This window comes from Duganella aceris, from assembly GCF_011090165.1.
Taxonomy (GTDB): Bacteria; Pseudomonadota; Gammaproteobacteria; order Burkholderiales; family Burkholderiaceae_D; genus Rugamonas; species Rugamonas aceris.
In genome coordinates, this window is record NZ_JAADJT010000004.1 from 480,500 (window position 1) to 506,136 (window position 25,637).

Below are 25,637 nucleotides of genomic sequence, written 5' to 3' on the forward strand. Positions count from 1 at the left end.
CAATGTTTACTCGCATCACTATTCGCCTGCGACTGATCGCCAGCATGTCGTTCCTGGGTATTTTGATTGTCACCATCGGCGGCGTCAGCCTGTTCGGCATGAACACCGTCAACGTCGCGTTGAAGGATGTGTACTCGAACCAGATGGCGTCCGCCATCGTCCTCGCCAACGCCAAGAATTTCCTCAACCGCTCGCGCTTCGTCATCGATCGCGGCGTGTTCCATCCGGAAGCGGCCGACCTGGAGAAAACACTGGGACGCGCCGATGGCTTCATCGTCGATTCCGACAAGGCCTGGGCCGAATATCTGGCGCTGCCGCTGGGCGAGGGTGAAAAAGAGCTGGCCGCCAAGCTGGACAGCGAACGCAAGCTGTACATCGGCGAACTGCGCGCGCTGATGTCCGCGCTGCGCGCCCAGGACGCCGACAAGATCGAAGAGATGGCGATGAAAAAACTGTCGGCGCAGTTCTCGATCTTCGACGCCGCCTCCAACAAGCTGGAGCAGTTCCAGGTCAAATCGGCCGAGGAGCATTACCTGCAAAGCCAATCGTTCTTCTCCAGTTTCCAGAAGGGTTTCGTGATCGTGCTGCTGGTGGCCGCCGCGCTGATCGTGTTCTCCGCGCTGCGCCTGCTGCGCGCCATCCTGCAACCGCTGTCGCATGCGCTGGGCCATTTCGACGCCATCGCCGCCGGCAAGCTGAACAACCACATCGTCGTCGAGCGCGAGGATGAAATGGGCAAGCTGATGCGCGGCCTGATCAAGATGCAGGAACAGATGTCGGGCACGGTGCGCAGCATCCGCACCGGCAGCAGCGCGATCGCCACCGCCAGCGCCGAAATCTCCGACGGCAATCTGGACCTGTCGCGCCGCACCGAGAACCAGGCCGCCGCGCTGGAGGAGACCGCCTCGTCGCTGGAAGAGCTGACCTCGACCGTGCGCCAGAACGCCGACAACGCGCGCCAGGCCAACCAGCTGGCGCTGACCGCGTCGGACGTGGCGGGCCAGGGCGGCCAGATCGTCTCGCAAGTGGTGGACACGATGAGCGCCATCAACGGCTCGTCGCGCAAGATCGCCGACATCATCGGCGTCATCGACGGCATCGCGTTCCAGACCAACATCCTGGCGCTGAACGCCGCGGTGGAAGCGGCGCGCGCCGGCGAGCAGGGCCGTGGCTTCGCGGTGGTGGCCTCCGAAGTGCGCAACCTGGCGCAACGGTCGGCGGCGGCGGCCAAGGAAATCAAGGAATTGATCACCGCCTCGGTGGAGCAGGTGGACGCCGGCACGCAGCTGGTCGACAAGGCCGGCGCCACGATGGATCAGATCGTCAGCAGCGTCGAGCGCGTCACCAGCATCATGACCGAGATCATGATCGCCGGCGAAGAGCAAAGCGAAGGCATCAACCAGATCAACCAGGCGATCGTGCAGATGGATGAAGTAACGCAGCAAAACGCCGCGCTGGTGGAAGAAGCGGCGGCCGCCGCCAACTCGCTGCAAGAGCAAGCCGCGCAGCTGGAAGACATGGTCAGCACCTTCAAGCTGGACAGCCACAACGAACCACGCGCCGCGCAACGCCGCCCGGCGCTAGCACTCCGCTAAAAACCCCGGATTATTTGAGGGCGCCGAAGACTTTGCCGATGAGCTTGCTTCCGGTGCCCAGCGGGTCGGCGCGGATCGCTTTTTCTTCTTCGGCGATCATCGTGTACAGCCCGTCCAGCGCGCGCTGCGTGACGTAGCCTTCCACCGTCATCTGCTCCTGCGCCTTGATGCCCATCTTCGGCGCCAGCGCCATCGTGCTGTTGTATTTGTTGGCCAGGTCGGAGCGGTCGGTGACTTTCTTGACGATCGGCAGGAACTGCGTCGCCAGCTTGGGCGAGGTTTTTTCGCGGAAGAAGTCGGTCACCGAGGTGTCGCCGCCGGTCAGGATGTTCTTGGCGTCGCTGATGCTCATCGATTTGACCGCGTCCAGCAACAGCGGCTTGGCCATCGGCACCGCCGCTTCGGCGGCGTGGTTCATCTGCACCACCAGCTCGTCGAGCTGCTTGCCCTTGCCGGTCATCTTTAGCAGCGGCCGCGCCTGCTCCAGGATCTTCGGCAGCGGGATGCGCACTTTTTCATTGTTGAGGAATCCGTTCTCCGCGCCCAGTTTGGACACCGCCAGATTGGCGCCTTGCTCCAGCGCGGCCTTCAGGCCGCCGGAGGCGTCCTGGTTGCTCAGGTCGGCCAGCGACAACGCATAGGCGCTGGCGGCCAGCAGGCTCAACGGAATTAGCAGGGCGATCGAACGGCGGGAGACGGACATGGCGGACCTCGTGATGTAAGTTCCGCTACTTTACCCCACCACCGCCTAGGCCGCCAGCGCCGGCATCTCGCGCGCCAGCCGTTGCAGCAATCGTTCGCATTCGAACACGCTCAGCGTCTTGTGCTGGTCGCCTTCGCCGTCGATGTCGATCACTTCCTCCATCTCGCTGCGCGGGTCGCCGTGCGCGCTGGGGTTGCGCATCATCTTTGGCGCCGTGAAGCGGCGGTTGTCGTTGACCGTCATGATGTTCTCGACCGCGTCGACGATCAGGCCATAGCGGTCCTCGCCGCGCTCGATGATCAGGATCTTGGCGTGCGCCGCGTCGTCCAGCGGCGGCATCTGGTACAGGCTGCGCAGGTCGATCACGCTGATCATCTGCTGCCGCAGGTTCAGCATGCCGCGCATGAACGCCGGCATGCCGGGCGGGCGCGTGATGGCGTCGGAAAAGTCGATGATCTCGCGCACCTGCTTGATTTCCATCGCGTAGGTGTTGCCCAGCCCGAAGGTGATGTAGACCTGGCGCTGGCTGCGCAACGCGGCGCGGTCCAGCGCGTGCACTGATTTGGCTTCGTCCTTGGGATACAGGTTGGCGTGGCCGGTGCGCATTTCGGTGATTTCATTGCTGGAGAAAATCTGCTTGTGGTCGAGGAAGATCACGTCGCCCAGCTCCGGCTTCGACAGGCAGCCGCCGAACATGCCGGCGCGGGCCTTGCTCAGCAGCGGAATCGGCATGATCTCTTCGTTGTAGAAATTGATGATGTTGTCGACCGAGTCGACCAGGAAGCCGATGGTGGCGTTATCGATGCGGGCGATGACGATGCGCTGGTCGCCGTCGAACACGCGTCCGGCCGCCGCGACGCCCGGTCCGGCGTTCAGCAGCGTGGCGAAGTCCACCACCGCGACCTGGCTGCCGCGAAAATTGATGCGTCCCAGGCACAGCGCGCTGTTCAATATCGACGCCTGCAGTTCCGGCACCCGGATGATTTCCTGGATCGCGCTCATCTCGAACGCGAACGCCGAGCCGTTGACGCGGAAGCTGACACACTGCCGCCGTTCGCCCTGGCTGCGCCGCGCCGACTGGCGATGGGCGCCTTGCAGCGCCAGCACCTGCGGCACATTCTCGATCCGCACCAGTGCCGCCGGATCCAGCACCTGCAGCAGCCGCGCGCCGTCGTCGAGCAGGATGGTGCCGGCCACCACGCCGTGCACGTCGCAGGACGCATAGCTCAGCGTGCTGCGCTGCTCGGGCCGCACCCGCAAAATCTCGCCGGTGGCGTGGAACAGGATGCCGATCAGCACACCGTCGTAGTCGAGGATGGCGATCTTGTGGCTGGGCTCGGACGCCGGCGCCGCCGGGTTGAACACGCGCCCCAGGTTCACCACCGGAATCACGCTGCCGCGCAAGGTGAACACGCCCTCCAGGAACAGCGGCGACAGCGGCAGGGCGGTGATCTTCTCGGGGAAGTTCACCACCTCGCGGATGCAGACGGCGGGCAGGGCGAATTCATCGCCGCCCAGCACGAACGAGCCGAACAGCTCGGTGGCGGGGGCGGCGGCAGCGGTCTCAGGCGTTTGCATAGGCGGCATTCGGTTGGGCGGTGACGATCTCGTTGACGATGAAGCTGCTGGTGGCGCAATCGACGGTCAGGGTGCGGCCGCACTTGCCGCCGATGCGGCAATACTGCACATTCAGGCCGGACTTGCGCAGATGCCGTTTGGCGGCGTCGGCGTTCTGCTGGCCGATCTGCAGGCGGCTGGAACGGGCGTTGAGCATGGTTGCGCCGCCGGCCAGCACCACCTGGATGTCCGGGTAGTCGGCCTCGGTGGCGCCGATCAACAACAGCAGCGCCGGCACCGCCTGGCTGACGTAGCGCGCGCTGAGCTCGGCCTGCGCTTCCGGCGCTTCCGGCAGCAGGCAGTGCGCCAGGCCGCAGCGGCCGCGTTTCTTCCAGATGAAGGCGATGCCGACGCAGGAGCCGAGCAGCGCCTGCAACTGGTCGGTGCGGCCGCCGATCTTCAGCTGGCCGATGCCGACCTGCACCGAGCGGGTGCTGACGACGGTGCGTTCTTCGGCACCGCCGAAGTCGAAAGCAGCCCAGTGGTTGACGGTGGCCGCCGCGTTATTGCTCGCGTTGATTGTTGTTGTTTGCATGGTAATCCGCCTGTTCAATTTGATAAATCATCGGTCTTACGAACTGGTAGGCGGTGTTTAGGCCACTGATTGATTCTGATTCGCCGACGATCAGCCGGGCGTGGGGCGCCATGCTGAGTGCGGCTTGCCGCAGTACGGTCTCGGTGTGTTCCTGATCGAAGTAGATCAGGACGTTCCGCAGGAACACGAGATCGAACTGTTTGTTCGGCTTGAGTGGAACCAGCAGGTTATGTTGGGCTAGTTCCACGTGCTTCTTTAATGCATCGACTACTTGCAGCCCGCCGCTGTCGCCGCTGGGCCGGAAATACTTTTTGACCCAGTCCGGATGCGTGGCCTGGATCTTTTCCACCGAACGCCCGCCGTACTTGCCGGCGCGCGCCACTTCGAGGATCTGCCGCGAAATGTCCGTGGCGTGGATCTGGTAGCTGAAACCGGGGTTCGCGGCGGCGAACTCCTCGCACAACATCGCCATCGAGTACAACTCTTCGCCGCTGGCCGCCGCCGCCGACCAGATCTTCAGCCGCTTGCCCGGATGCTCGCGCGACCACTGCGGCAAAAATTCCTTCTCCACATACGTCCACACCTGCGGGGTGCGGAAGAACAGCGTGTCGTTGGTGGTGACCAGGTCGATAAAATGCGGCACTTCGGCCCGGTCCTGCTCCACCTTGTCCAGGTAACCCTGGTAACTCTCTATCTGCAGCGCCCGCATGCGTGGCCGCAGGCGCCCCTCCAGCAAAACACTTTTCCGTTCCGTCATCGCGATCCCGGTGTGCTTGCGCACCAGGGCGATGAGTGCGGTCAGCGTCGCCGGGCTCAATCCCGCGCCGCCGTCCATGCTCACACCACGAAGCCGGCGACGGTCTGGTTCAGATTGCCGGCGCGGTCGTTCAAACCTTCCACCGAGCGGGCGATGCTGTCGCAGGCGGCGGCCGATTTCTCGGCTTCCTCGGCGATGTACTGCACCGCCGTGCTCACTTCACGCGCGGTCAGCAGCTGTTCGTTGGTGGCTTTCGAGATATCCGAAATCGCCGCCGTGGTCTTGGCCACGCCGGCCACGATCTTGTCGAAGGCGTCGCTGGCCTGGCGCGAGATCTCGCTGCCGGCCGAGACCCGCTTGACCGATTCGTTGATCAGCTTGGAGATTTCCTTGGTGGCCTGCGACGAGCGCTCGGCCAGCTTGCGCACTTCGTCCGCCACCACCGAGAAGCCCAGGCCGTGCTCGCCGGCGCGCGCCGCTTCGATCGCGGCGTTGAAAGCGAGCATATTGGTCTGGTTGGCGATCTCGCTGATGACCTTGACGATTTCGCCGATGTCTTCCGACGAGCGGTTGATCAGGTCCATCGCCTCGATCGACTTGGCCACGGCGCGGGCGCCGGCTTCGGCTTCGTACTGGGTGGTCTTGGCCATGGTGTCGGCGTCGGCGGTGTTGTTGGCGATCACGTTGATCGAGCTGGTCAGGCCGTCGATCGAGGCGTTCATCTGCTCGACGGTGGCGCCCAGCGCCTGGGTGCCGTTGGCCACGCCGTTGGAGCGTTCGGCGATGGTGGTCGACGCGTCGGCCAGGCCGTTGGCGGAAGTGACGACATCGCCGATCACCTTGCGCAGGTCGGCGATCATCTTGCTGATGCCTTCGGCCAGATGGTCCAGCGGCTCGTCGCCTTCGACCGCGACCTTGCTGGTCAGGTCGCCGGCGGCGGCGCGCTCGACCGACTCCAGCAGACGCTTGATCTTGGCGCCGTCGGCCTCGTTCTTGGCGGCGACGGATTCCTCCAGGGCGACCTGGGCGGTGATATCGGTGGCGAACTTGACGATTTTATATGGATTGCCGTTCAAATCCAGAATTGGATTATAGGTGGCCTGAATCCATACGGTTTTCTTATTATTGCCAATTCGTTTATATCGGCCGCTGTCGAATTCGCCGCGATTCAGTTTTTGCCAGAAGCGTTTATAGTCCGCGCTGGTGGCGTATTCGGCCTCGCAGAACATCCGGTGGTGTTCGCCCTGAATATCTTCGATGTAGTAACCCATCACGTCGAGGAAGTTCTCGTTGGCGTTGAGCACGTGGCCCGTCATGTCGAACTCGATCACGGCCTGGGCCTTGGCGATGGCGCTGACCTTGCCTTCGTACTCGGCGTTGCGCATGCGGGTGGCGGTGATGTCGGTGGCGAACTTGATGACTTTGTACGGCTTGCCGTCGGCGTCCAGGATCGGATTGTAGGAGGCGTTGATCCAGACTTCCTTGCCGTCCTTGGTGATACGCTTGAACTCGCCGTGGTTGTATTCCCCTGCGCCCAGGTTGGCCCAGAACTGTTTGTAGGCGGCGCTGGCGGCGTATTCCGGCTCGCAGAACATCGAATGGTGACGGCCCTGCACATCGGCCAGCGAGTAGCCCAGCACCCGCAGGAAGTTTTCGTTGGCGTGCAAAATCCTTCCCTCCAGGTCGAACTCGATCACGGCCTGCACGCGGTTCAGCGCGGCGTGGATGGCCTGGAGTTCGATGTCTTGCATCTGGAGTGCCTGGTTTGGTGCGTTCATGTGGGAGTCCCTGTCATATTTAAGATTACTAAATGCATAGATATTTTTATATGCTGTGACATTTAGTGAGATTCAGTTTGATATTCGGGGGTGGGGAATATGTACAGTACGTTTATTATTCCGCTTATTCAAATCCGATTCAAGTGCGCAGCCCGGTATTTATTGAATCCTGTCCTTTCCTGACGACATTTATTTTTGCTTTTCTCCTGCTTGCAAAGTAATCCCTCCGCCAGCAAAAGTGGCACGGGATGGGAGCGCTGTTGTAGTATGAGTCGGGGCTGGCATCAAAAAAATAATACGATCGTACTTTTATGCGGTATAGTTGACGCGCGACAGTTCCCACCAAAAACATAAGGAAGAGACATGACTGCTGAATATCAGGTTCACGGTTCCGTGGCCGTCATCACGCTGAACAATCCGCCGGTCAACGGCATGGGCCTGGTGACGCGCACCGCCGCCGTCAAAGGCATCCAGCAGGCGCTGGCGGACGACGCCGTCAAGGCCATCGTCATCACCGGCGCCGGCAAAGCCTTCTCGGGCGGCGCCGACATCAAGGAATTCAATTCGCCGAAGGCGCTGGCCGAACCCAGCCTGCACACGCTGATCGCCACCGCCGAGAGCTCGACCAAGCCGGTGGTCGCCGCCATCCACACCGTCTGCATGGGCGGCGGGCTGGAGCTGTCCTTGGGCTGCCACTACCGGGTGGCGATGCCGGGCGCGCAGATCGCGCTGCCGGAAGTCAAACTCGGCCTGCTGCCGGGCGCCGGCGGAACGCAGCGTCTGCCGCGCGTGCTGGGGCTGGAAATGGCCTTGAACATGATCGTTTCCGGCACCCCGGTGCTGTCCGACAAGCTGGCCGGCACCGGCTTGTTCGATGAAATGTTCGCCGCCGATGCCGATCTGCTGACCTCGGCCGTGGCTTTCGCCGAAAAGATCGCCGACGCGCGTCCGCTGCCGAAAGTGCGCGACCGCAAAGTCGATTACCCGAACCACGAAGCCTTCCTGCAATTCTCGCGCAACACGGTCAAGGCGATGTCCGGCCCGTTCCCGGCGCCGCTGGAATGCGTGGAAACCGTCGCCGCCTCGATCACGATGAAGTTCGACGAGGGCATGAAATTCGAGCGCGAACGCTTCATGCATCTGATCCAGACCACTGAATCGAAATCGCTGCGCCACGCCTTCTTCTCCGAGCGCATCGCCAGCAAAGTGCCCGATGTGCCGGCCGATACGCCGGTGCGCGCCATCAAGTCGGCGGCCATCATCGGCGCCGGCACCATGGGCGGCGGCATCGCCATGAACTTCCTCAACGCCGGCATCCCGGTCAAGCTGCTGGAGACCAGGCAGGAAGCGCTGGACAAGGGGCTGGCCACGATCCGCAAGAATTACGAAAACACCATGAAGAAGGGCAAGCTGACGCAGGAGAAATTCGACCAGCGCATGGCCCTGGTCAGCGGCACCCTGTCCTATGCGGACATCGGCCAGGCCGACATCGTGGTCGAGGCGGTGTTCGAGGAAATGGGCGTCAAGGAGGCCGTGTTCCGCAAGCTGGACGAGATGATGAAGCCGGGCGCGATCCTGGCCACCAATACTTCGACGCTGGACGTCGATCAAATCGCCGCCTTCACCAAGCGCCCTGAAGACGTCATCGGCACCCACTTCTTCAGCCCCGCCAACGTGATGAAGCTGCTGGAGATCGTGCGCGGCGCCAAGACCGGCAAGGATGTGCTGGCCACCGCGCTGGCGCTGTCCAAGAAGTTGAAGAAAACCGGCGTCGTCTCCGGCGTCTGCGACGGCTTCATCGGCAACCGCATGATCGAACAATACAGCCGCCAGGCCGGCTTCCTGCTGGAGGAGGGCGCGCTGCCGGAACAGGTCGACAAGGCCGCCGAGAAGTTCGGCTTCGCCATGGGCCCGTTCCGCATGGGCGACCTGGCCGGCAACGATATCGGCTGGGCCATCCGCAAGCGCCGCTATGTCGAGAAGCCGGAGATCAGCTATTCGAAGACCGCCGACCTGCTGTGCGAAATGGGCCGCTACGGCCAGAAGACCGGCGCCGGCTGGTACGACTACAAGGCGGGCGACCGCAAGGCCTACCCCAACGAGCAGGTCAACGCCATGATCGTGCAGCATTCGGCCGGCCTCGGCGTCGCACGCCGCAGGATCAGCGACCAGGAAATCGTCGAGCGCCTGGTGTACTCGCTGGTCAACGAAGCGGCCAGCATCCTGGAGGAGGGCATCGCGCTGCGCGCGTCCGACATCGACATGGTCTACCTGACCGGCTACGGCTTCCCGCTGTACCGTGGCGGCCCGATGTTCTACGCCGACACCGTGGGCCTGCCAAAGGTGCTGGCGGCGATCAGGCAGTACGCCACGGGCCACCACGGCGAAGCCTGGACACCGGCGCCGCTGCTGGTCAAGCTGGCCGACGAGGGCAAGACCTTCAACGGTTAAACAGTGACAAATGACCCGGCGCGCCGGGTCATTTGTCATGATTTGAAGAAATTTTAGTAGCATATGAGCATTTATTTAAAAAGCTCGCTATAATCGCTCCAACGGTCACACCTCTCTATGCAACCCTAAAAAACGGTTCGAGTGGCGAAGCCCAACTCACAACTTTTAGGGGATTTCATATGAAACGCATCATCATCGCCGCCGTCCTGTCCATCGCAGCAATCTCGGGCGCGCAAGCGGCCTCCATCGTCGGCCTGAACAACACCGGCCTGAACAGCGCCGGCACCGCCGTCGGCGCCGGCGGCGCGGCGGACGGCAGCTACAAGCTGACCGCGGTCACCGGCAACGACGGCCTCAGCACCGGCGTGCCGACCATCACCTACGACAACCAGTGGCCGATCAATCCATGGCTGGCCAACAGCGGCACCTCGAAGTGGATCACGCCGACCGCCAGCCAATCGCAGACGCTGGATGCCTGGAGCGCCGGCAGCTACACCTATTCGCTGTCGTTCGACCTGACCGGCTACAACGCCGCCAGCGCCGCCTTCACCGGCCGCCTGGCCGCCGACAACTCGGTGGTGATCAAGCTGAACAATCAAACCATTTCCAACGCCTCCGGCTTCACCGACTGGACCAGCTTCTCCGCCAACAGCGGCTTCGTCTCCGGCGTCAACACGCTGGACTTCGTGGTCAGCAACTGGGCGCAAAACGGCGGCAACCCGACCGGATTGCGCGTCGAGTTCGCCTCGTCCAACGTGGCGGCCGTACCTGAGCCAGAAACTTACGCCATGATGCTGGCCGGTTTCGCGCTGCTGGGCGTGGTCGCCCGCCGCCGCAAGGCCGCGTAGTCCCCGGATTCCCGATTCAGCTTTAGGCCGCCTCTCCTGGCGGCCTTTTTTTTATTTCCGCGCAGGTGCGCTGGAGTGTGTCCTACACGAGTGCGTTCCGCACTCCTACCTTTCCGGGCATGATTGCAACGTAGAATACAACTAGGTTCATTGTTATACGCACTGTTTGACAACGCGGCCGATGGGAGAGCACACATGGGCGGCAATACGCTACGCATTTTGATTATCGACGACAACCGGGACGCGGCCGACATGCTGGTCAGCATCTTCGAACTGCACGGGCATGTGGCGATGGCCACGTATGATGGCATGCAGGGGATCGCGGCGGCCCTGACGTTCGCGCCGGAAGTCATTTTTCTCGACCTGGGCATGCCGCAGATGGACGGCTACCAGGTCGCCGCCAGGTTGCGCCAGACCCGGCTGCCCAAACGGCCTTTGCTGATCGCCTTCACCGCGTGGAACGACGCGGCGTCGATCGCCCGCGTGGCCGAGGCCGGGTTCGATCTGCACCTGACCAAAACCTCTCCGCTCGACGCGCTGCTCGGCGCGCTCCAGACCGTGCCGGTGCAGCGCGCCGCCGCCGGGGTCTAGCCGGGACGGTTGGCGTCGCCCGCGCCCGGCACCGGCTCGTGGTCGGCGCCGACGAAGGGGCGGCAGTCCACCGGTACGTCGATCAGGAAGGTGGTGCCGGTCGCCGGCGAACTGTCCAGCGCGATGCTGCCGCCGTGGCTCTCGGCCACGCTTTGCACGAACGGCAGGCCGATGCCCCATCCGTCCTGGTTGCCGCCTTCGCGCCGGAGATATTCGAAGATGCGGCCGCGATGTTCCATCGGAATGGCGGTGCCGGAATTATGCACCGACAGCATCATGCGCTCATGCGCCTCTTCGATCTTGACGTCGATGCCGCCGCCGTCGCCGTACTTGACCGCGTTGGTGACCAGATTCTCCAGCGCCCGGCGCATCGAATTCTCGCACCAATAGCCGATCACCGATTCGCCCTCGACGGTGCAACCGGCGTTTTCCGTATCGTTGGCTTCGTCGCAAACCTTGCGCGCCAGCTCCATGATGTCGAAACGGGTCAGCACCAACGGCAGCTTCTGGCCTTTGTTGAAACTCAGCGCTTCGAGTAGTTCCTCGATCATCGCGCCCAGCCGGCGGCCGTTGTCCAGGATTTTACGGGCGAAAATGGGCGCCTTTTCCGAATGCGGCGCCATGGTCAGCAACTGCGCGGCGCTGACCACCACCGACAGCGGATTGCGCATGTCGTGCGACAGCGAGGCCGCCACCCGATGGCGGAAGGTGTCGTGCATCGAGGTGAATTTCTGCACCGATTCGCGCACCGCGCTGTCGATTGAGCGGATGACCACGGCGCGTTCTTCGCCGGACAGTGGAATGCCGCGTTCCTCGGCGATGCGGAAAAACACGTCGCGGAACAGCTGGTACTCATGGATGATCTGCTCGGCGCTGTAGGACGTCATGCGTGCGCGCTCATTGCCGTGGGCGGCTGCGATGTCGGTATTGCTGGTCGCGCGCGCGCGCGGATGGTCCGGCGTCATCGCCTCGGCGATATTGTCGTAAAACACCGGCAGCGTATTGATCAGGACCGGCGGCAGGATCTCCTGCGCGTTCTTGATCAGCGCGCGCACTTCTTTTTCCCATGCTTCGAATACCGCCTCGCGCATCTCGAGGACTTTGATGGATGTGCTGGAAAGGCCGTCTTCACCGTTTATCTGATCTGTCTCCAACATGCGTACTTGTCCGTTAATGGAGGTGGTCCGGAATTGCCACCGCCAGACCATGATACGGCATCCGCAGACCGATGGACGAAAAAAAGACCGCTATCGCTAGCGGCCTTGATGTTTGCGCGGGGGAGGGTCAGTCGGCCGCGTAGATATCGTTGTTTTTGGTTTCACCCACGAACAGCGCGCCGATCACGGCGGTGATCAGGGCGATGATGATCGGATACCACAGGCCGTAGTAGATGTCGCCCTTGAACGCCACCAGCGCGAACGAGATGGTCGGCAGCAGGCCGCCGAACCAGCCGTTGCCGATGTGGTAAGGCAGCGACATCGAGGTGTAGCGGATCCGGGTCGGGAACATTTCCACCAGCATCGCGGCGATCGGGCCATACACCATGGTCACGTACAGCACCAGGATGAACAGGATCAGGACCATCATCGGCTTGTTCATCTGCGCTTCGTCGGCCTTGGCTGGGTAGCCTGCGGCCTTGATCGCGCCGCCGACTTCCTTCTTCAGTGCGGCTTCGGTGTCCTTGCTGCCCTTGTCGAAGTTCAGGCCGTCAGGCGTCAGCACCGCGTTGAACGAGGAGATTTCCTTGTCGCCGACCTTGATCTTGGCGACGCTGCCGGCAGGCGCATCCTGCGTGGTGTAGTTGACCGACGCGTTGGACAGCATGCTGGTGGCGATGTCGCACGACGAGGTGAATTTCTTCTGGCCGGTCGGGTTGAACTGGAAGTGGCACGAGGTTGGATCGGCGACGACGACGACCGGCGAGTTCTTCAGCGCCGATTCCAGCGCCGGATTGCCGTAGTGGGTCAGCGCGCCGAACAGCGGGAAGTAGGTCGCGGCGGCGATCACGCAGCCACCCAGGATGATCCACTTGCGGCCGATCTTATCCGACAGCATGCCGAAGAAGATGAAGAACGGGGTGGCCAGCGCCAGCGCGATCGCGGTCATGATGTTGGCGTTGGGGCCGTCGACCTTCAGCACCTGGGTCATGAAGAACAGCGCGTAGAACTGGCCGGTGTACCATACCACCGCCTGGCCCATGGTCAGGCCGACCAGCGCCAGGATCACCACTTTCATGTTTTTCCATTGACCGAAGGCTTCGCTCAGCGGCGCCTTCGAGGTCTTGCCTTCCGCTTTCATCTTGGCGAAGGCCGGCGATTCATTCATCGACAGACGGATCCACACCGAGATACCCAGCAGCAGCACCGAGACCAGGAACGGCACGCGCCAGCCCCAGGCGTTGAACGCTTCCTCGCCGATGGCGGTGCGGGTGCCCAGGATCACCAGCAGCGACAGGAACAGGCCCAGCGTCGCGGTGGTCTGGATCCAGGCGGTGAACGAACCGCGCTTGCCGTGCGGCGCATGCTCGGCCACATAGGTGGCCGCGCCGCCGTATTCGCCGCCCAGCGCCAGCCCCTGCAGGATGCGTAGCGAGACCAGGATGATCGGCGCCGCGATGCCGATCGCCGCGTACCCGGGCAACAGCCCGACAATGAAGGTGGAGGCGCCCATGATCAGGATGGTGATCAGGAAGGTGTACTTACGGCCGATCATGTCGCCCAGGCGGCCGAACACCAGCGCGCCGAACGGACGCACGATGAAGCCGGCGGCGAAGGCCAGCAGCGCGAAGATGAAAGTGGTGGTCGGTTCGCCGATGAAGAACTGCTTGGCGATGATCGGAGCGAGCGAGCCGTACAGATAGAAGTCGTACCACTCGAAAACGGTGCCGAGCGAAGAGGCGAAGATCACCTTGCGCTCTTCCGGCGTGATGGTGTGGGCCTTGACGGCATTGCGCGGGTCCACAGTGCTCATAGTTGATGCCATGATTTGTCTCCTATAATTTTTTGAATTTCCCCAGCTGCGTTAGTTAGTCTTTCGTCAGCTTGGAGTGGAGTGTGGGCGCGTAACCTTACAACATGCTTGCTTCAAACTTACACCAAACTTACAAAAATCTTCTTTCAGATTTTGCGAACGACCGTACTTAAATATGCTATTCTCGATCCACTATAACTACCTTCCCTAGGAGACTTTCATGATCGACGCCGTCATTGTTTCGACCGCCCGCACCGCCCTGGCCAAATCGTGGAAAGGCGCGTTCAACATGACGCACGGCGCCACGCTCGGCGGCCACGTCCTGCAGGCGGCCATCGCCCGCGCCGGCATCGAGGCCGGCGAAGTGGAGGACGTGCTGGTCGGCTGCGCCAATCCGGAAGGCGCCACCGGCGGCAACATCGCGCGCCAGATCGCGCTGCGCGGCGGCTGCCCGGTGACCACCGCCGGCATGACCATCAACCGTTTCTGCTCGTCCGGCCTGCAGACCATCGCCAGCGCCGCCCAGCGCATCATCGCGGGCGAGGGCGATATCTACGCGGCCGGCGGGGTCGAGTCGATCTCCTGCGTGCAGCAGGAAATGAATATGCACATGTACAAGGAAGTCTGGCTGTCGCAACATAAGCCGGAAATATACTGGCCGATGCTGCAAACCGCCGAGACCGTCGCCAAGCGCTACAACATCAGCCGCGAGCGCCAGGATGAGTACGGCGCGCAAAGCCAGCAGCGCGCCGCCGCCGCCCAGGCCGCCGGCTTGTTCGACGCTGAAATCGTGCCGATGACCACCGTGATGGGCGTGGCCGACAAGGCGTCCGGCATGCTGCTGTCGCGCGAAGTGACCATCTCGGCCGACGAAGGCATCCGCGCCGACACCACGTATGAGGGCGTCTCGAAGATCCGTCCCGCGCTGCCGGGCGGCGTCATCAGCGCCGGCAACGCCAGCCAGTTCTCCGACGGTGGTTCGATGGCGATCGTGATGAGCGCGCAGGTCGCCGCCGCCAAGGGCCTGGCGCCGCTGGGCATCTTCCGCGGCTTCGCGGTGGCCGGCTGCGAGCCCGACGAGATGGGCATCGGCCCGGTGTTCGCCGTGCCCAAGCTGCTGAAGAAGGCCGGCCTCAAGGTCGAGGACATCGGCCTGTGGGAATTGAACGAAGCATTCGCGGTGCAGGTGCTGTATTGCGCCGATACGCTGGGCATCCCGCTGGACCGCCTCAACGTCAACGGCGGCGCGATCGCGGTCGGTCATCCTTACGGCGTCTCCGGCGCGCGCCTGGTCGGCCATGCGCTGATCGAGGGCAAGCGCCGGGGCGTCAAATATGTGGTGGTCACCATGTGCATCGGTGGCGGCCAGGGTGCGGCGGGCCTGTTCGAAGTGGTGTAAGCGGCATGGCCTCGACCATCCTGTCGCGCCGCGACCTCAGCTTCATGCTGTACGAATGGCTGGACGCGGAGGCGCTCAACAAGCGTCCCCGTTTCCAGGACCACAACCGCGAGACCTTCGACGCGGCGCTGGACACCGCCGAACAACTCGCCACCGACCTGTTCGCGCCGCACAACAAGAAGGCCGACCAGCACGAGCCGCACGTCGGCGACGGCGGCCAGGTCCGGATCATCCCGGAGGTGAAGACCGCGCTCGACGCCTTCTCCGCCGCCGGCCTGATGGCGGCCGGGCAGGACTACGAACGCGGCGGCATGCAGCTGCCGGTCGTGGTCGAGAAAGCGCTGGCTGCCTATTTCACGGCGGCCAACGTCGCCACCTCGGCCTATACCTTCCTCACCATGAGCAACGCCAACACCTTGCTCAAGTGCGGCACGCCGCAGCAGATGCGGCGTTTTGTCGACCCGATGCTGGCAGGGCGGTTCTTCGGCACCATGTGCCTGTCCGAGCCGCAGGCCGGCTCCAGCCTGTCGGACATCACCACCCGCGCCGTGCCGGATCCGCAGCCCGGGCCCGAAGGCGAACGCCAGTTCCGTCTGACCGGCAACAAGATGTGGATCTCGGCCGGCGAACACGAGCTGGCCGAAAACATCGTCCATCTGGTGCTGGCCAAGATCCCCGGGCCGGACGGCAAGCTGATCCCCGGCGTCAAGGGCATCTCGCTGTTCATCGTGCCGAAGTACCTGGTCGACGACGACGGCGCCATCGGCGCGCGCAACGACGTCGCGCTGGCCGGCCTGAACCACAAGATGGGCAATCGCGGCACCACCAACTGCCTGCTGAACTTCGGCGAGCACGGCGGCGCGATCGGCTACCTGGTCGGCAACGCGCACCAGGGCCTGGCGAACATGTTCCATATGATGAACGAGGCGCGCATCGGCGTCGGACTTGGTGCGGCGGTGCTGGGCTACACCGGCTATCTGCACGCGCTGGACTACGCGCGCAACCGCCCGCAAGGCCGGCATCCGGCGCAGAAGGATCCGGCCCAGCCGCAGTTGGCCATCATCGAGCACACCGACGTGCGGCGCATGCTGCTGGCGCAGAAGGCCTACGTTGAAGGCGGTCTCGGTCTCGTGCTGTACAGCGCGCGTCTGGTCGACGAGCAACAGAGCGCGGAGACGCCGGAAGCGCGCGAGCACGCCGGCCGGCTGCTCGACTTCCTGACGCCGATCACCAAGTCGTGGCCGTCGCAATGGTGTGTCGAGGCCAACAGCCTGGCGATCCAGGTGCATGGCGGCTACGGCTACACGCGCGAGTACAACGTCGAACAGTTCTACCGCGACAACCGCCTGAACGCGATCCATGAGGGCACGCACGGCATCCACGGACTCGACCTGCTGGGCCGCAAGGTGGCGATGCAGGACGGCGCGCTGTTCAAGGCCTTCGGTGCCGAATTGAGCAAGACGGTGCGCAAGGTTCGCGGCAGCGTGGCGCGGCCGGGTGCTGTCCCACATGCCGACGCCGGGATCGAAGCCATCGGCGCCGAACTGCTGTCCCATGCCGATGCGCTCGACGCGGCATGGCAGGCGGTGGAACAAGTGACGCAGAAGCTGTATGCTGTCGGCGACATGAACAAGACCCTGGCCAACGCCAGCCTCTACCTGGAAGCGGTCGGCCACGTGGTGGTCGCCTGGATCTGGTTGCAGCAAGCCCTGCTGGCCGCAAGGGCACTTGACGGTGGCGACCACGATTTCTATCGCGGCAAGCTGCAAGCCTGCCGTTACTTCTTCCGCTGGGAGCTGCCGAAGGTCGAACCGCAGCTGGAACTGCTGGCCAGCATAGACACCACCACGCTCGACATGCGCGACGCGTGGTTTTAACAAGGACAAGCAATGCTCAAACATATCGTACTGTGGAAACTGAAGGAATTCGCCGAAGGCGGCGACCGCCGCACCAACGCCGTCAAGATGAAGGCCATGCTGGATGGCTGCGCCAACGTGGTGCCGGGCATCCTCAAGTTCGAAGCCGCGCTGGCGCAACCGGGGCTGGAAGCGACCTACGACGTGATCCTGTATTCCGAGTTCGCCGACAAGGCCGCGCTGGACGCCTATCAGAACCATCCGGACCACGTGGCCATCAAGCCATTCTTCGGCGCCGTGCGCGATGAGCGCCAGTGCATGGACTACGAAATCTAAGGAGCACGCATGCGCACCACCCAAGAATTATTCTCGCTGGCCGGCAAGACCGCGCTGGTCACCGGCGGCTCGCGCGGGCTGGGCCTGCAAATGGCGCTGGCGCTGGGCGAGCAGGGCGCCCGCGTGGTCGTCTCCGCGCGCAAGCAGTCCGATCTGGATGAAGCGGTCGTCTTCCTGACGGCGCGCGGCATCGACGCCCACGCCGTGGCCGCCGACCTGTCGCAGGACGCGCACGCGGCCGCGCTGGTCGATGCCGCGCTGGCCCACCTCGGCCACATCGACATCCTGATCAACAACGCCGGCGCCAGCTGGGGCGCGCCGGCCGAGGATCATCCGCTCGAAGCCTGGGACAAGGTGATGAACCTGAACATCCGCAGCATCTTCGTGGTGTCGCAGCTGGTCGGCAAACGTTCGATGATTCCGCGCAAATCGGGCCGCATCATCAACATCGCGTCGATCGCCGGACTGGCCGGCAATCCGCCGGGCACCATGCAGACCATCGCCTACAACACTTCCAAGGGCGCGCTGGTCAACTTCACGCGCACGCTGGCCGGCGAATGGGGCCGTCACGGCATCACCGTCAACGCGCTGGCGCCCGGCTTCTTCCCATCGAAGATGACCAAGGGCCTGCTGGAAAAACTCGGCCCGGACGAGCTGGCCAAGGACGCGCCGCTGAACCGCCTCGGCGACGATGAAGACCTGAAGGGCGCGGCGGTACTGTTCGCCTCCGACGCGGGCAAGCACATCACCGGCCAGATCCTGGCGGTCGACGGCGGGGTATCGGCGGTTTGAGCATGAACGATATTCCCCCAAGTTACCAACGCGTGGTGCTGGCGGCGCGTCCGCGCGGCCCCGTGGCGCCCGAAAACTTCCGGCTGGAGACGGTCGCGGTGCCGGCGCTGGCCGACGGCCAGGTGCTGGTCCGCAATCACTATCTGTCGCTGGACCCGTACATGCGCGGCCGCATGAGCGCGGCCAAGAGCTACGCCAGTTCGCAGGCGCTGGACGACACCATGATCGGCGGCACCGTCGGCCAGGTGGTGGCGTCGCGCAATCAGGACTATCAGGTCGGCGAGTTCGTCGGCGGCATGCTGGGCTGGTCCGAAATGGGCGTGTCCGACGGTGAGCTGCTGCGCAAGCTCGACACGCGCATTCCCTTGTCGGCCTTCCTCGGCGCGGTCGGCATGCCGGGCATGGCGGCGTGGTACGGCATCAACCAGATCCTCGCGCCGGCGGACGGCGAAACCGTGGTCGTGTCGGCCGCCAGCGGCGCTGTCGGCAGTGTGGTCGGCCAGCTGGCGCGTTTGCGGGGCTGCCGCGTGGTCGGCATTGCCGGCGGCCCGGAGAAATGCGCCTACGTCGTCGACCAGCTCGGCTTCGACGCCTGCGTCGACTACAAGGCCGGCACGTTGGAGGCCGACCTGGCCGCCGCCACGCCGGACGGGGTCGACGCGATTTTTGAAAACGTCGGCGGCGCCTGCCTGGACGCGGCGCTGGCGCGCACCAACGCCTATGCCCGCATCGCGCTGTGCGGCCTGATCGCCGGCTTCAACGCCAAGGAACTGCCGATCAACAACGCGCGGCTGCTGTTGATCAACCGCTTGAGCGTGCGCGGCTTTATCGTCACCGAGCATATGGAGTTCTGGCCGCAGGGCTTGCAGGAACTGGGCGAGCTGGTCGCCGGTCATCAAATCAAGTATCGCGAATCGGTAGCGGACGGCCTGGCCGCCGCGCCCGAGGCGTTCATAGGCCTGCTGCAAGGGCGTAATTTCGGTAAACAACTGGTGAAGCTCATCTAAAAAAATGAAAACATTCCGAGACAAAGTCGCCGTCATCACCGGCGGCGCAAGTGGTTTGGGCCGCGAATTCGCCAACGTGGCGGCGCGCGAGGGCATGAAGCTGGTGCTGGCCGACGTGCAGCGCGATGCGCTGGACCGCGCGGTCGAGGAGTTGAAGGCGCAGGGCGCCAGCGTCATCTCCGCACTGTGCGACGTGCGAAAGGGCGAGCAGGTGCAGGCGCTGGCCGATGCTGCGGTGGCCGAGTTCGGCGCGGTGCATCTGTTGTTCAACAATGCCGGCGTCGGATCGGGCGGGCTGATCTGGGAGAACACCGAGGCCGATTGGGAGTGGGTGATGGGCGTCAACGTCTGGGGCGTGATTCATGGCGTGCGCATCTTCACCAAGCTGATGCTGGCCGCGGCCGGCAAGGATGCCGCGTTCGAAGGGCATATCGTCAACACCGCCTCGATGGCAGGGTTGCTGAATGCGCCGGCGATGGGCGTGTACAACGTCTCCAAGCACGCGGTGGTGTCGTTGTCGGAGACGCTGTACCAGGACTTGCAGCTGGTCGGCGCGCCGATCGGCGCCTCGGTGCTGTGCCCGTACTTTGTGCCGACCGGGATCAGCCAGTCGCACCGCAACCGGCCGGAGGATGTCGGCATGACGGCGCGGCCGACCGCCAGTCAGCTGGCGGCGCAGGCGATGACGGACAAAGCGGTTTCGTCCGGTAAGGTGTCGGCGCAGGATGTGGCCGAGCTGACCTTCAAGGCGATCGCAGACGGGCAGTTCTATATTTATTCGCATCCAGGCGCGCTGGCCGGCGTGCAGGAGCGCATGCAGCATATTGTCGCCGGCACCAATCCCGGCGATCCATACGCCGCCACGCCCCACGTGCGCGAGGCGTTGCGCTCGATGATGAAGCTGACCGGCTAGGCGGCCAACCTGGCGGCGATGGCTTCGCCCGCTTCGGTGGTGCTGGCCTTGCCGCCCAGGTCCGGCGTATGCGGCCCGTCGAGCAGATAGGCTTCGATCGACGCCAGCATCGCGTCATGCGCCTCGCGGTAGCCGAGGAAATCCAGCATCATCGCGCCGGACCAGATCATCGCCACTGGATTGGCGATGTTCTTGCCATAGATATCAGGCGCAGAGCCGTGCACCGGTTCGAACAACGACGGCAGCGTGCGGTCCGGATTCAGGTTGGCCGACGGTGCGATGCCGATGGTGCCGGTACACGCCGGCCCCAGGTCCGACAAGATATCCCCGAACAGATTCGACGCCACCACCACATCGAAGCGCTCCGGCGACAGCACGAAGCGCGCCGTCAGGATATCGATGTGGTACTGGTCCCATTTCACATCCGCGTAATCCTTGCCCATCAGCGCCACGCGCTCGTCCCAGTACGGCATGCTGATCGAGATGCCGTTCGACTTGGTGGCCGAGGTCAGATGCTTTTTCGGCCGGCTCTGCGCCAGGTCGAAAGCGAACTTCAGCACGCGGTCGACGCCGGTGCGGGTGAAGATCGATTCCTGCAATACGAACTCGCGGTCCGTGCCTTCGAACATCTTGCCGCCGACGGAAGAGTATTCGCCCTCGGTATTTTCGCGCACGATGTAGAAGTCGATATCGCCGGGTTGTTTGTTGGCCAGCGGGCAAGGTACGCCGGGCATCAGCCGCACCGGGCGCAGATTGACGTACTGATCGAAACGCCGGCGGAACTGCAACAGCGAACCCCACAGCGAGATGTGATCGGGCACGATCTCCGGCCAGCCCACAGCGCCGAAGAAGATCGCCTCGAAGCCTTTCAATTGCTCGAACCAGTCGTCCGGCATCATTTTGCCGTGTTGCTTGTAGTAGTCGCAATTGGCCCATTCAAAGGTGGTCCACTCGATATTGATGCCGAAGCGGCCGGCTGCAGCCTCCACCGCCCGTATGCCCTCGGGCATGACTTCCTTGCCGATGCCGTCGCCGGCGATGACCGCGATTTTATGGGTTTTCATATTGCTCTCCTCGAAAGACTCAGGATACCCCGTTCCTGTTCGTTTACAATTATCGCCAATGTAATCTCATAAAACACGCCGCGTGAACAATAAAATCGAGAACGACGACCTGCGGGTCTTCGTCGCCGTCGCCCGCAAGTCCAGTTTTGCGGCTGCGGCGTCCGAGCTGGGCATGTCGCCGGCCTACATCAGCAAGCGCATCGGCGTACTCGAAGCCACGCTGGGCATCCGCTTGTTCCACCGCACCACGCGGCGGGTGGTGGTCAGCGAGGACGGTGAACAAGTGTTCGTCCGCGCCCAGACCATCCTCGCCAGCCTGGACAGCCTGTTCGACGACGTCGCCGAGCGCCAGGGCGTGCCGCGCGGGCAACTGCGCATCAGCAGCAGCTTCGGTTTCGGCCGCAATTTCGTCGCGCCGGCCGTGGCGAGGCTGGTCGCCGCGCATCCCGAATTGCAGGTGCGCTTCGAAGTATTCGACCGGCTGGTGGACATCGTCAGCGAAGGCTTCGATCTCGACATCCGCGTCGGCGACGACATCGCCCCGCAGCTGATCGCGCGCAAGCTGATGGCCAACCACCGCATCCTGTGTGCATCGCCGGCCTACCTGGCGCGGCGCGGCACGCCGCGCAACCTGCACGAGCTGGCCGGCCACGACAATCTGGCGATCAAGGAACGCGACATGCCGTTCGGCGTCTGGCGCCTGCGCGGCGCGGCGGGCCAAGAGGCGGTCAAAGTCACCGGCGCGCTGTCGACCAACCACGGCGAGATCGCGCTGCAATGGGCGGTGGCCGGCGCTGGCATCGTGCTGCGTTCGCTGTGGGACGCGCAGCCGCATCTGGACAGCGGCGAACTAGTGCAAATCCTGCCCGAGTACCGGCAGGACGCCAACGTATGGGCCGTGTATCCGCAGCGGCTGGCCGGCTCGGCCAAGGTGCGCGTGTGCGTGGACTTCCTTGAGCGCCGTCTCGCGTGCGACAATCGGGCTTCAGCCAACTCTATTATTTAGCCATGACCGTTCAATACGACATCCGTTTCGGCGACTGGACCGCGCTCAGCGCGGACGCCAAGATCATCCGTTTTGAAGTTTTCGTCGAAGAGCAAAAAGTGCCCGCCGAGCTGGAGATGGACCAGATGGACGCGGTCTGCCTGCACGCCGTCGCCTACGACGCGGCCGGCAGGCCGGTCGGCACCGGACGTCTGCTGCCGGACGGCCACATCGGCCGCATGGCGGTGCGCAAACCGGGACGCGGCACCGGCGTCGGCAGCGCACTGCTGCAAGGCCTGATGGCGCAAGCCCGCGTGCGCGGCGACCGGCAGGTGATGCTGAGCTCGCAAACCCACGCCGCCCCGTTCTACGAGCGCCACGGCTTCGTTATTGAAGGCGAAGAGTTCTTCGAAGCCGGCATCTCGCACATCAACATGCAGTACACCTTTGCCTGAAGGAGCACGACCATGACGCACATCGTAGAGAATTTCGATTCCAAGCTGGACCTGGTGTTTGAGCGCGATGTCGACATCGCGCCCGAGCTGATCTGGGCGGCATGGACCAAGCCCGAGCATCTGGTCCACTGGTTCACGCCGGTGCCGTGGAAGACGCTGGAAGCCGAGTGCGACGTGCGACCGGGCGGCCTGTTCCGCTCGGTGATGGCCGGACCCAACGGCGAGCGGCACGAGAACATCGGCACCTATCTGGAAGTGGTGGCGCATCGCCGCCTGTGCTGGACCGATGCGCTCGGGCCCGGCTACCGGCCGACCAGCAACGCTTTCGTGACGGCGGTGGTGTCGATGGAACCGCTGCCCGGCGGCGGCACCCGCTACATCGCCTGCGCGCGGCACAAGGACGAAGCGACGGTGCAAGCCCACATCGCGATGGGCTTCAAGGACGGCTGGGGCAAAGCGCTCGACCAGCTTGTCGCCTACATGAAAACTCAGTCCGGGTCTTTGTCGTAAGCGGTCGTGCCCGGCGGCAGCTGCACCCACGGATGCCGCCGGCAATCGTAGACCGACACGGTCGGTGCGGGAAACTGCGGATCACCGAACGCACCGACCGCCACGCTCACCGAACCTTCGTGGCCGACTTCGGTGTGAAACAGGTTGGTGCCGCAGACCGGACAAAACCGAAACAGGAACTGCGCGCCCAGATCGCCGGTGCGCAGATATTCAGTGGCTACGCCGCTGACTTTATACGGCGCGGAGAAGCCCGCCAGCGCCGCGAACACACTGCCGGTGCGGCGCTGGCAAGCAAGACAATGGCAAACGCCGACACCGCGCGGCTCGCCATGAACCTCTATCCTCAACTGCCCGCAGCAGCACGATGCGATTCTGGATTCCATCTCAAATCTGTTTGAAAGGTGTTGATGGCATATTAAGGACGTACGTATAGGATACTCTCGTTCCACCGGCACGCTGTTGCTGGCGATGTAAAGGAACGACCACCGACTCGCAATGGCATAGCGCACGAACATGCTACTAGCTCAGCTATGCGCCGTACATAGACCGCATCTTCTCTAACAGGGCAATTATGTATGTCCTTTTCTGACAAACGCCTACCGGTCGTGTGAGAGTTTGCGTATTTTCTACATTGGCAATATGCTATCCTGACAGCATCTCCTTGCTGGCTTTGTCTTCGAAGACGCCTATGAGATGGCAAGGGCACGGCGCGCTGAATGCGTCCGCAAAAAAAGCAATGTACAAGAGGCTACCGTTGTCATCTTCGAACAAGCACGGGCCGCTGCAATTACGGGGAAGTCGTCAATTAAGCTCGACCATGTACCAAATCGCCATCCTCGATTCCGACATTTGCGGACATCGAAATATTCTTAAATGACGAGGAAAAAATGCATAAGTGCGCGAAGTTTATCTGCTCAGCGCTGGCATTCCCGGAGTTGCTCCATCCAAAGTTACATCGGAGAGCGATGTTGATCGATCTTTCAGAGTCTACGCGGAATACTTCGGTGTGCATCTGGGTAGACTGCAACCATAATCGGACATACAGATCTGTGAGGAAGTTATGCACTTCGGTACTATATTAAGTATTGTAGGTTCGGGTGTTGCAATGGTTGGATTTGCATGGCAGAAGCAATGGCTGCCGTCGTTAATTTTTGCCTTTTCGCTAAGCTATACAGTATTCGATAAAGTATTTCCCGACCTGCTACCTGAGTATTTGGTCACTGCGTTATCCGTCTTATCGTTGGTCCTGGCTTTAATTTTTTACTTGAAGACTTTCTTTCGCAAACGAGTCAGCTAACGCCTATGTTCTGAGTACGGTCTTTCAACAACACTGAGTCGCGCTACACCCATGAAGAATGTATTCGCCCTTACGGTCTTGCTTCTAATTTCTTCAGTCGCGTCAGCAATGGGCGAGGTTGAATGTGTTAGCGCGAAAGTCGCAATTGCGCTGGCTCCAAGCTCGAGCGGCGCGCCGGGTTTTGAGGCGATATTGACTGTTTCGCGCGACGAGAAGGTGACGACGCTTCGTTACGACATGAACATCGACTTCATCGGCGTTGAATGCCGCAAAAACCATTTGGGACGGACTTTTATTGTTTTTCAGGCTTATTGCGGTGGGTCGGGATGCAAAGACTTGGATAATTTTGGAATCATCGACCCAACGGACCTAAGAGTCTTGCTTGTACCAAACGACTGGAATCGTGCGGACGCGGCAAGAATATTTGGCGGGCCAGTGGGCGCGGTGGATAACGTGATTTCCCTGGATGATATAAGAGGAGCGCATGCTTTTTGGCTCAATAGATAGTTTTGCAATCGAATCGATGACTGAGCCGAATTTGCGCGCGCCTTCACAAGTTTGGGGGCGTATGCGGATATGGTGCGAAGGTACTGAAATCGGTGACTACTCTGACGAACATTGTGGACTGTTCGACGCATATGCTGGCTTCAGGGAACTCAGGGGGCTCCTCGCGTGGAACTGGATGTCGGAATTCAACGGGCTCTCTGATAAAGACCTTTGGGATTTTCTTGACGGTGCACTTTTTGGCTATCACGGGGACGTGGAACTACACGACAGCCGCACGATAGACGAATGTAGGGCGGACTGGGTGCGATATGGGAAATTTAGTTTTCTGACTAATTGGGGCGAACAGTTTGATAAAAATGGCAAGTCGTTTATAGTTTGCAGTCCCGATGGCGTCGTGCGTGAATCGCCACGAGTTTGCTAGACACTCGCGAGCCTCTCAAAATACCGCTTTTCAAAATTGACCGGTGAAAGCTTCTCATTGAAGCCATGCCGACGTTTTGGATTGTAGAACATCTCGATGTAATCAAAGACGTCTTCCCTTGCCTCAGCTGTAGTGATCGCGACTTGATCTGACAGTTACCCGGTTTGAAGCCTGCGACTGTCAGGTCAAATTCAGCTGTTCAGTGTGGTGATTTTATCGCGCCACGCCTCCTTTCCGTCAACTAGAGTTT

24 protein-coding genes and 2 pseudogenes are annotated in these 25,637 nt (G+C 62.5%); 15 read left to right on the plus strand and 11 right to left on the minus strand.

What is annotated here, in order from left to right:
• The first annotated feature begins 2 nt into the window (after nt 1–2).
• Nucleotides 3–1,595: a methyl-accepting chemotaxis protein gene (locus tag GW587_RS11665; protein ID WP_166102642.1), complete on the plus strand. Its 1,593-nt coding sequence runs from the start codon at nt 3–5 to the stop codon at nt 1,593–1,595.
• A 10-nt stretch (nt 1,596–1,605) separates the two neighbouring features.
• Here the strand turns inward: GW587_RS11665 and GW587_RS11670 are convergent, their stop codons facing one another.
• The 6 genes and pseudogenes from GW587_RS11670 to GW587_RS11690 form a co-directional block, all read right to left on the minus strand.
• The gene (locus GW587_RS11670) at nt 1,606–2,298 is read right to left on the minus strand and encodes a DUF4197 domain-containing protein (RefSeq protein ID WP_166102645.1); all 693 of its coding nucleotides are present in this window, start codon (nt 2,296–2,298) and stop codon (nt 1,606–1,608) included.
• 45 nt (nt 2,299–2,343) lie between these two features.
• Nucleotides 2,344–2,856, minus strand: a complete 513-nt coding sequence (locus tag GW587_RS31825) for a chemotaxis protein CheW (protein ID WP_371875577.1) — start codon at nt 2,854–2,856, stop codon at nt 2,344–2,346.
• Between the two features lie 75 nt (nt 2,857–2,931).
• Nucleotides 2,932–3,885 (minus strand): annotated as a pseudogene (locus GW587_RS31830) (chemotaxis protein CheW); the annotation flags it as partial.
• Entirely contained in the window at nt 3,863–4,450 is a 588-nt protein-coding gene (locus GW587_RS11680) for a chemotaxis protein CheD (RefSeq protein ID WP_166102650.1), read from the minus strand. The pseudogene GW587_RS31830 and the gene GW587_RS11680, both read right to left, overlap by 23 nt.
• The gene (locus GW587_RS11685; RefSeq protein WP_166102653.1) at nt 4,419–5,285 is read right to left on the minus strand and encodes a CheR family methyltransferase; all 867 of its coding nucleotides are present in this window, start codon (nt 5,283–5,285) and stop codon (nt 4,419–4,421) included. Before GW587_RS11685 ends, GW587_RS11680 begins: the two co-directional genes overlap by 32 nt.
• Nucleotides 5,286–5,287: 2 nt before the next feature.
• Entirely contained in the window at nt 5,288–6,985 is a 1,698-nt protein-coding gene (locus GW587_RS11690; RefSeq protein WP_166102655.1) for a methyl-accepting chemotaxis protein, read from the minus strand.
• Nucleotides 6,986–7,348: 363 nt separating this feature from the next.
• Between GW587_RS11690 and GW587_RS11695 the strand changes: the two genes are divergently transcribed.
• The 3 genes from GW587_RS11695 (at nt 7,349) to GW587_RS11705 (ending at nt 10,875) form a co-directional block, all read left to right on the plus strand.
• Nucleotides 7,349–9,436 carry a 3-hydroxyacyl-CoA dehydrogenase NAD-binding domain-containing protein gene (locus GW587_RS11695; RefSeq protein ID WP_166102659.1) on the plus strand — a complete coding sequence of 696 codons (2,088 nt, stop codon included), beginning with the start codon at nt 7,349–7,351 and terminating at the stop codon, nt 9,434–9,436.
• A gap of 179 nt (nt 9,437–9,615) precedes the next feature.
• Nucleotides 9,616–10,284 (plus strand): PEPxxWA-CTERM sorting domain-containing protein, encoded by a 669-nt coding sequence (locus GW587_RS11700; RefSeq protein ID WP_166102662.1) that lies wholly within the window; start codon nt 9,616–9,618, stop codon nt 10,282–10,284.
• A gap of 219 nt (nt 10,285–10,503) precedes the next feature.
• Nucleotides 10,504–10,875: a response regulator gene (locus GW587_RS11705; protein ID WP_166102665.1), complete on the plus strand. Its 372-nt coding sequence runs from the start codon at nt 10,504–10,506 to the stop codon at nt 10,873–10,875.
• On the opposite strand, the gene GW587_RS11710 is transcribed toward GW587_RS11705, so the two are convergent.
• Nucleotides 10,872–12,032, minus strand: a complete 1,161-nt coding sequence (locus GW587_RS11710) for a sensor histidine kinase (protein WP_166102668.1) — start codon at nt 12,030–12,032, stop codon at nt 10,872–10,874. The two genes, GW587_RS11705 and GW587_RS11710, sit on opposite strands and share 4 nt — an antisense overlap.
• Nucleotides 12,033–12,159: 127 nt before the next feature.
• Nucleotides 12,160–13,857, minus strand: a complete 1,698-nt coding sequence (locus tag GW587_RS11715) for an MFS transporter (protein WP_166102671.1) — start codon at nt 13,855–13,857, stop codon at nt 12,160–12,162.
• 208 nt (nt 13,858–14,065) lie between these two features.
• On the opposite strand from GW587_RS11715, the gene GW587_RS11720 reads away from it, so the two are divergent.
• Genes GW587_RS11720 through GW587_RS11745 form a run of 6 tightly spaced genes read left to right on the plus strand, consistent with a single transcriptional unit; the run spans nt 14,066 to nt 20,148 of the window.
• Entirely contained in the window at nt 14,066–15,244 is a 1,179-nt protein-coding gene (locus GW587_RS11720; protein WP_166102674.1) for an acetyl-CoA C-acyltransferase, read from the plus strand.
• 5 nt (nt 15,245–15,249) lie between these two features.
• Nucleotides 15,250–17,121 carry an acyl-CoA dehydrogenase gene (locus GW587_RS11725; RefSeq protein WP_166102676.1) on the plus strand — a complete coding sequence of 624 codons (1,872 nt, stop codon included), beginning with the start codon at nt 15,250–15,252 and terminating at the stop codon, nt 17,119–17,121.
• 12 nt (nt 17,122–17,133) lie between these two features.
• Nucleotides 17,134–17,436, plus strand: coding sequence for a Dabb family protein (locus tag GW587_RS11730; protein WP_166102681.1), 303 nt, complete (start codon nt 17,134–17,136; stop codon nt 17,434–17,436).
• Between the two features lie 9 nt (nt 17,437–17,445).
• On the plus strand, nt 17,446–18,228 hold the full coding sequence (locus tag GW587_RS11735) for an SDR family oxidoreductase (RefSeq protein ID WP_166102684.1): 783 nt from the start codon (nt 17,446–17,448) through the stop codon (nt 18,226–18,228).
• Nucleotides 18,229–18,239: 11 nt separating this feature from the next.
• Entirely contained in the window at nt 18,240–19,235 is a 996-nt protein-coding gene (locus GW587_RS11740; protein ID WP_166102791.1) for an MDR family NADP-dependent oxidoreductase, read from the plus strand.
• Between the two features lie 4 nt (nt 19,236–19,239).
• Nucleotides 19,240–20,148: an SDR family oxidoreductase gene (locus tag GW587_RS11745; RefSeq protein WP_166102686.1), complete on the plus strand. Its 909-nt coding sequence runs from the start codon at nt 19,240–19,242 to the stop codon at nt 20,146–20,148.
• Here the strand turns inward: GW587_RS11745 and GW587_RS11750 are convergent.
• The gene (locus GW587_RS11750) at nt 20,145–21,212 is read right to left on the minus strand and encodes a tartrate dehydrogenase (protein WP_166102689.1); all 1,068 of its coding nucleotides are present in this window, start codon (nt 21,210–21,212) and stop codon (nt 20,145–20,147) included. The genes GW587_RS11745 and GW587_RS11750 overlap by 4 nt on opposite strands.
• Nucleotides 21,213–21,294: 82 nt before the next feature.
• On the opposite strand from GW587_RS11750, the gene GW587_RS11755 reads away from it, so the two are divergent.
• From GW587_RS11755 to GW587_RS11765, 3 genes are read left to right on the plus strand one after another with little or no spacing between them, the layout of a single operon-like run.
• Nucleotides 21,295–22,218, plus strand: a complete 924-nt coding sequence (locus GW587_RS11755; RefSeq protein WP_166102692.1) for a LysR substrate-binding domain-containing protein — start codon at nt 21,295–21,297, stop codon at nt 22,216–22,218.
• Between the two features lie 2 nt (nt 22,219–22,220).
• Nucleotides 22,221–22,652, plus strand: coding sequence for a GNAT family N-acetyltransferase (locus tag GW587_RS11760; protein ID WP_166102694.1), 432 nt, complete (start codon nt 22,221–22,223; stop codon nt 22,650–22,652).
• A 12-nt stretch (nt 22,653–22,664) separates the two neighbouring features.
• Complete coding sequence (locus GW587_RS11765) at nt 22,665–23,162, plus strand: SRPBCC family protein (protein ID WP_166102697.1); 498 nt, start codon at nt 22,665–22,667, stop codon at nt 23,160–23,162.
• On the opposite strand, the gene GW587_RS11770 is transcribed toward GW587_RS11765, so the two are convergent.
• Nucleotides 23,141–23,545, minus strand: a complete 405-nt coding sequence (locus GW587_RS11770) for a GFA family protein (protein ID WP_166102699.1) — start codon at nt 23,543–23,545, stop codon at nt 23,141–23,143. The two genes, GW587_RS11765 and GW587_RS11770, sit on opposite strands and share 22 nt — an antisense overlap.
• 965 nt (nt 23,546–24,510) lie before the next feature.
• Here GW587_RS11770 and GW587_RS11775 point away from each other — a divergent pair.
• Together GW587_RS11775 and GW587_RS11780 are read left to right on the plus strand one after the other, a co-directional pair.
• A complete protein-coding gene (locus tag GW587_RS11775; RefSeq protein ID WP_166102702.1) occupies nt 24,511–24,966 on the plus strand; it encodes a hypothetical protein in 456 nt (151 codons plus the stop codon).
• Entirely contained in the window at nt 24,944–25,387 is a 444-nt protein-coding gene (locus GW587_RS11780; protein WP_166102704.1) for an Imm42 family immunity protein, read from the plus strand. Before GW587_RS11775 ends, GW587_RS11780 begins: the two co-directional genes overlap by 23 nt.
• On the opposite strand, the pseudogene GW587_RS11785 reads toward GW587_RS11780, so the two are convergent.
• A pseudogene (locus tag GW587_RS11785) lies at nt 25,384–25,512 on the minus strand (IS3 family transposase); the annotation flags it as partial. The gene GW587_RS11780 and the pseudogene GW587_RS11785 sit on opposite strands and share 4 nt — an antisense overlap.
• Nucleotides 25,513–25,637: the final 125 nt, after the last annotated feature.

Excerpts from the sequence above, each read along its gene's own strand:
- GW587_RS11665 (WP_166102642.1), top strand. The coding sequence starts at position 3 with ATGTTTACTCGCATCACTATTCGCCTGCGACTGATCGCCAGCATGTCG.
- GW587_RS11670 (WP_166102645.1), bottom strand. The coding sequence starts at position 2,298 with ATGTCCGTCTCCCGCCGTTCGATCGCCCTGCTAATTCCGTTGAGCCTG.
- GW587_RS11680 (WP_166102650.1), bottom strand. The coding sequence starts at position 4,450 with ATGCAAACAACAACAATCAACGCGAGCAATAACGCGGCGGCCACCGTC.
- GW587_RS11685 (WP_166102653.1), bottom strand. The coding sequence starts at position 5,285 with ATGGACGGCGGCGCGGGATTGAGCCCGGCGACGCTGACCGCACTCATC.
- GW587_RS11690 (WP_166102655.1), bottom strand. The coding sequence starts at position 6,985 with ATGAACGCACCAAACCAGGCACTCCAGATGCAAGACATCGAACTCCAG.
- GW587_RS11695 (WP_166102659.1), top strand. The coding sequence starts at position 7,349 with ATGACTGCTGAATATCAGGTTCACGGTTCCGTGGCCGTCATCACGCTG.
- GW587_RS11700 (WP_166102662.1), top strand. The coding sequence starts at position 9,616 with ATGAAACGCATCATCATCGCCGCCGTCCTGTCCATCGCAGCAATCTCG.
- GW587_RS11710 (WP_166102668.1), bottom strand. The coding sequence starts at position 12,032 with ATGTTGGAGACAGATCAGATAAACGGTGAAGACGGCCTTTCCAGCACA.
- GW587_RS11715 (WP_166102671.1), bottom strand. The coding sequence starts at position 13,857 with ATGGCATCAACTATGAGCACTGTGGACCCGCGCAATGCCGTCAAGGCC.
- GW587_RS11720 (WP_166102674.1), top strand. The coding sequence starts at position 14,066 with ATGATCGACGCCGTCATTGTTTCGACCGCCCGCACCGCCCTGGCCAAA.
- GW587_RS11725 (WP_166102676.1), top strand. The coding sequence starts at position 15,250 with ATGGCCTCGACCATCCTGTCGCGCCGCGACCTCAGCTTCATGCTGTAC.
- GW587_RS11730 (WP_166102681.1), top strand. The coding sequence starts at position 17,134 with ATGCTCAAACATATCGTACTGTGGAAACTGAAGGAATTCGCCGAAGGC.
- GW587_RS11735 (WP_166102684.1), top strand. The coding sequence starts at position 17,446 with ATGCGCACCACCCAAGAATTATTCTCGCTGGCCGGCAAGACCGCGCTG.
- GW587_RS11745 (WP_166102686.1), top strand. The coding sequence starts at position 19,240 with ATGAAAACATTCCGAGACAAAGTCGCCGTCATCACCGGCGGCGCAAGT.
- GW587_RS11750 (WP_166102689.1), bottom strand. The coding sequence starts at position 21,212 with ATGAAAACCCATAAAATCGCGGTCATCGCCGGCGACGGCATCGGCAAG.
- GW587_RS11760 (WP_166102694.1), top strand. The coding sequence starts at position 22,221 with ATGACCGTTCAATACGACATCCGTTTCGGCGACTGGACCGCGCTCAGC.
- GW587_RS11765 (WP_166102697.1), top strand. The coding sequence starts at position 22,665 with ATGACGCACATCGTAGAGAATTTCGATTCCAAGCTGGACCTGGTGTTT.
- GW587_RS11770 (WP_166102699.1), bottom strand. The coding sequence starts at position 23,545 with ATGGAATCCAGAATCGCATCGTGCTGCTGCGGGCAGTTGAGGATAGAG.
- GW587_RS11775 (WP_166102702.1), top strand. The coding sequence starts at position 24,511 with ATGAAGAATGTATTCGCCCTTACGGTCTTGCTTCTAATTTCTTCAGTC.
- GW587_RS11780 (WP_166102704.1), top strand. The coding sequence starts at position 24,944 with ATGCTTTTTGGCTCAATAGATAGTTTTGCAATCGAATCGATGACTGAG.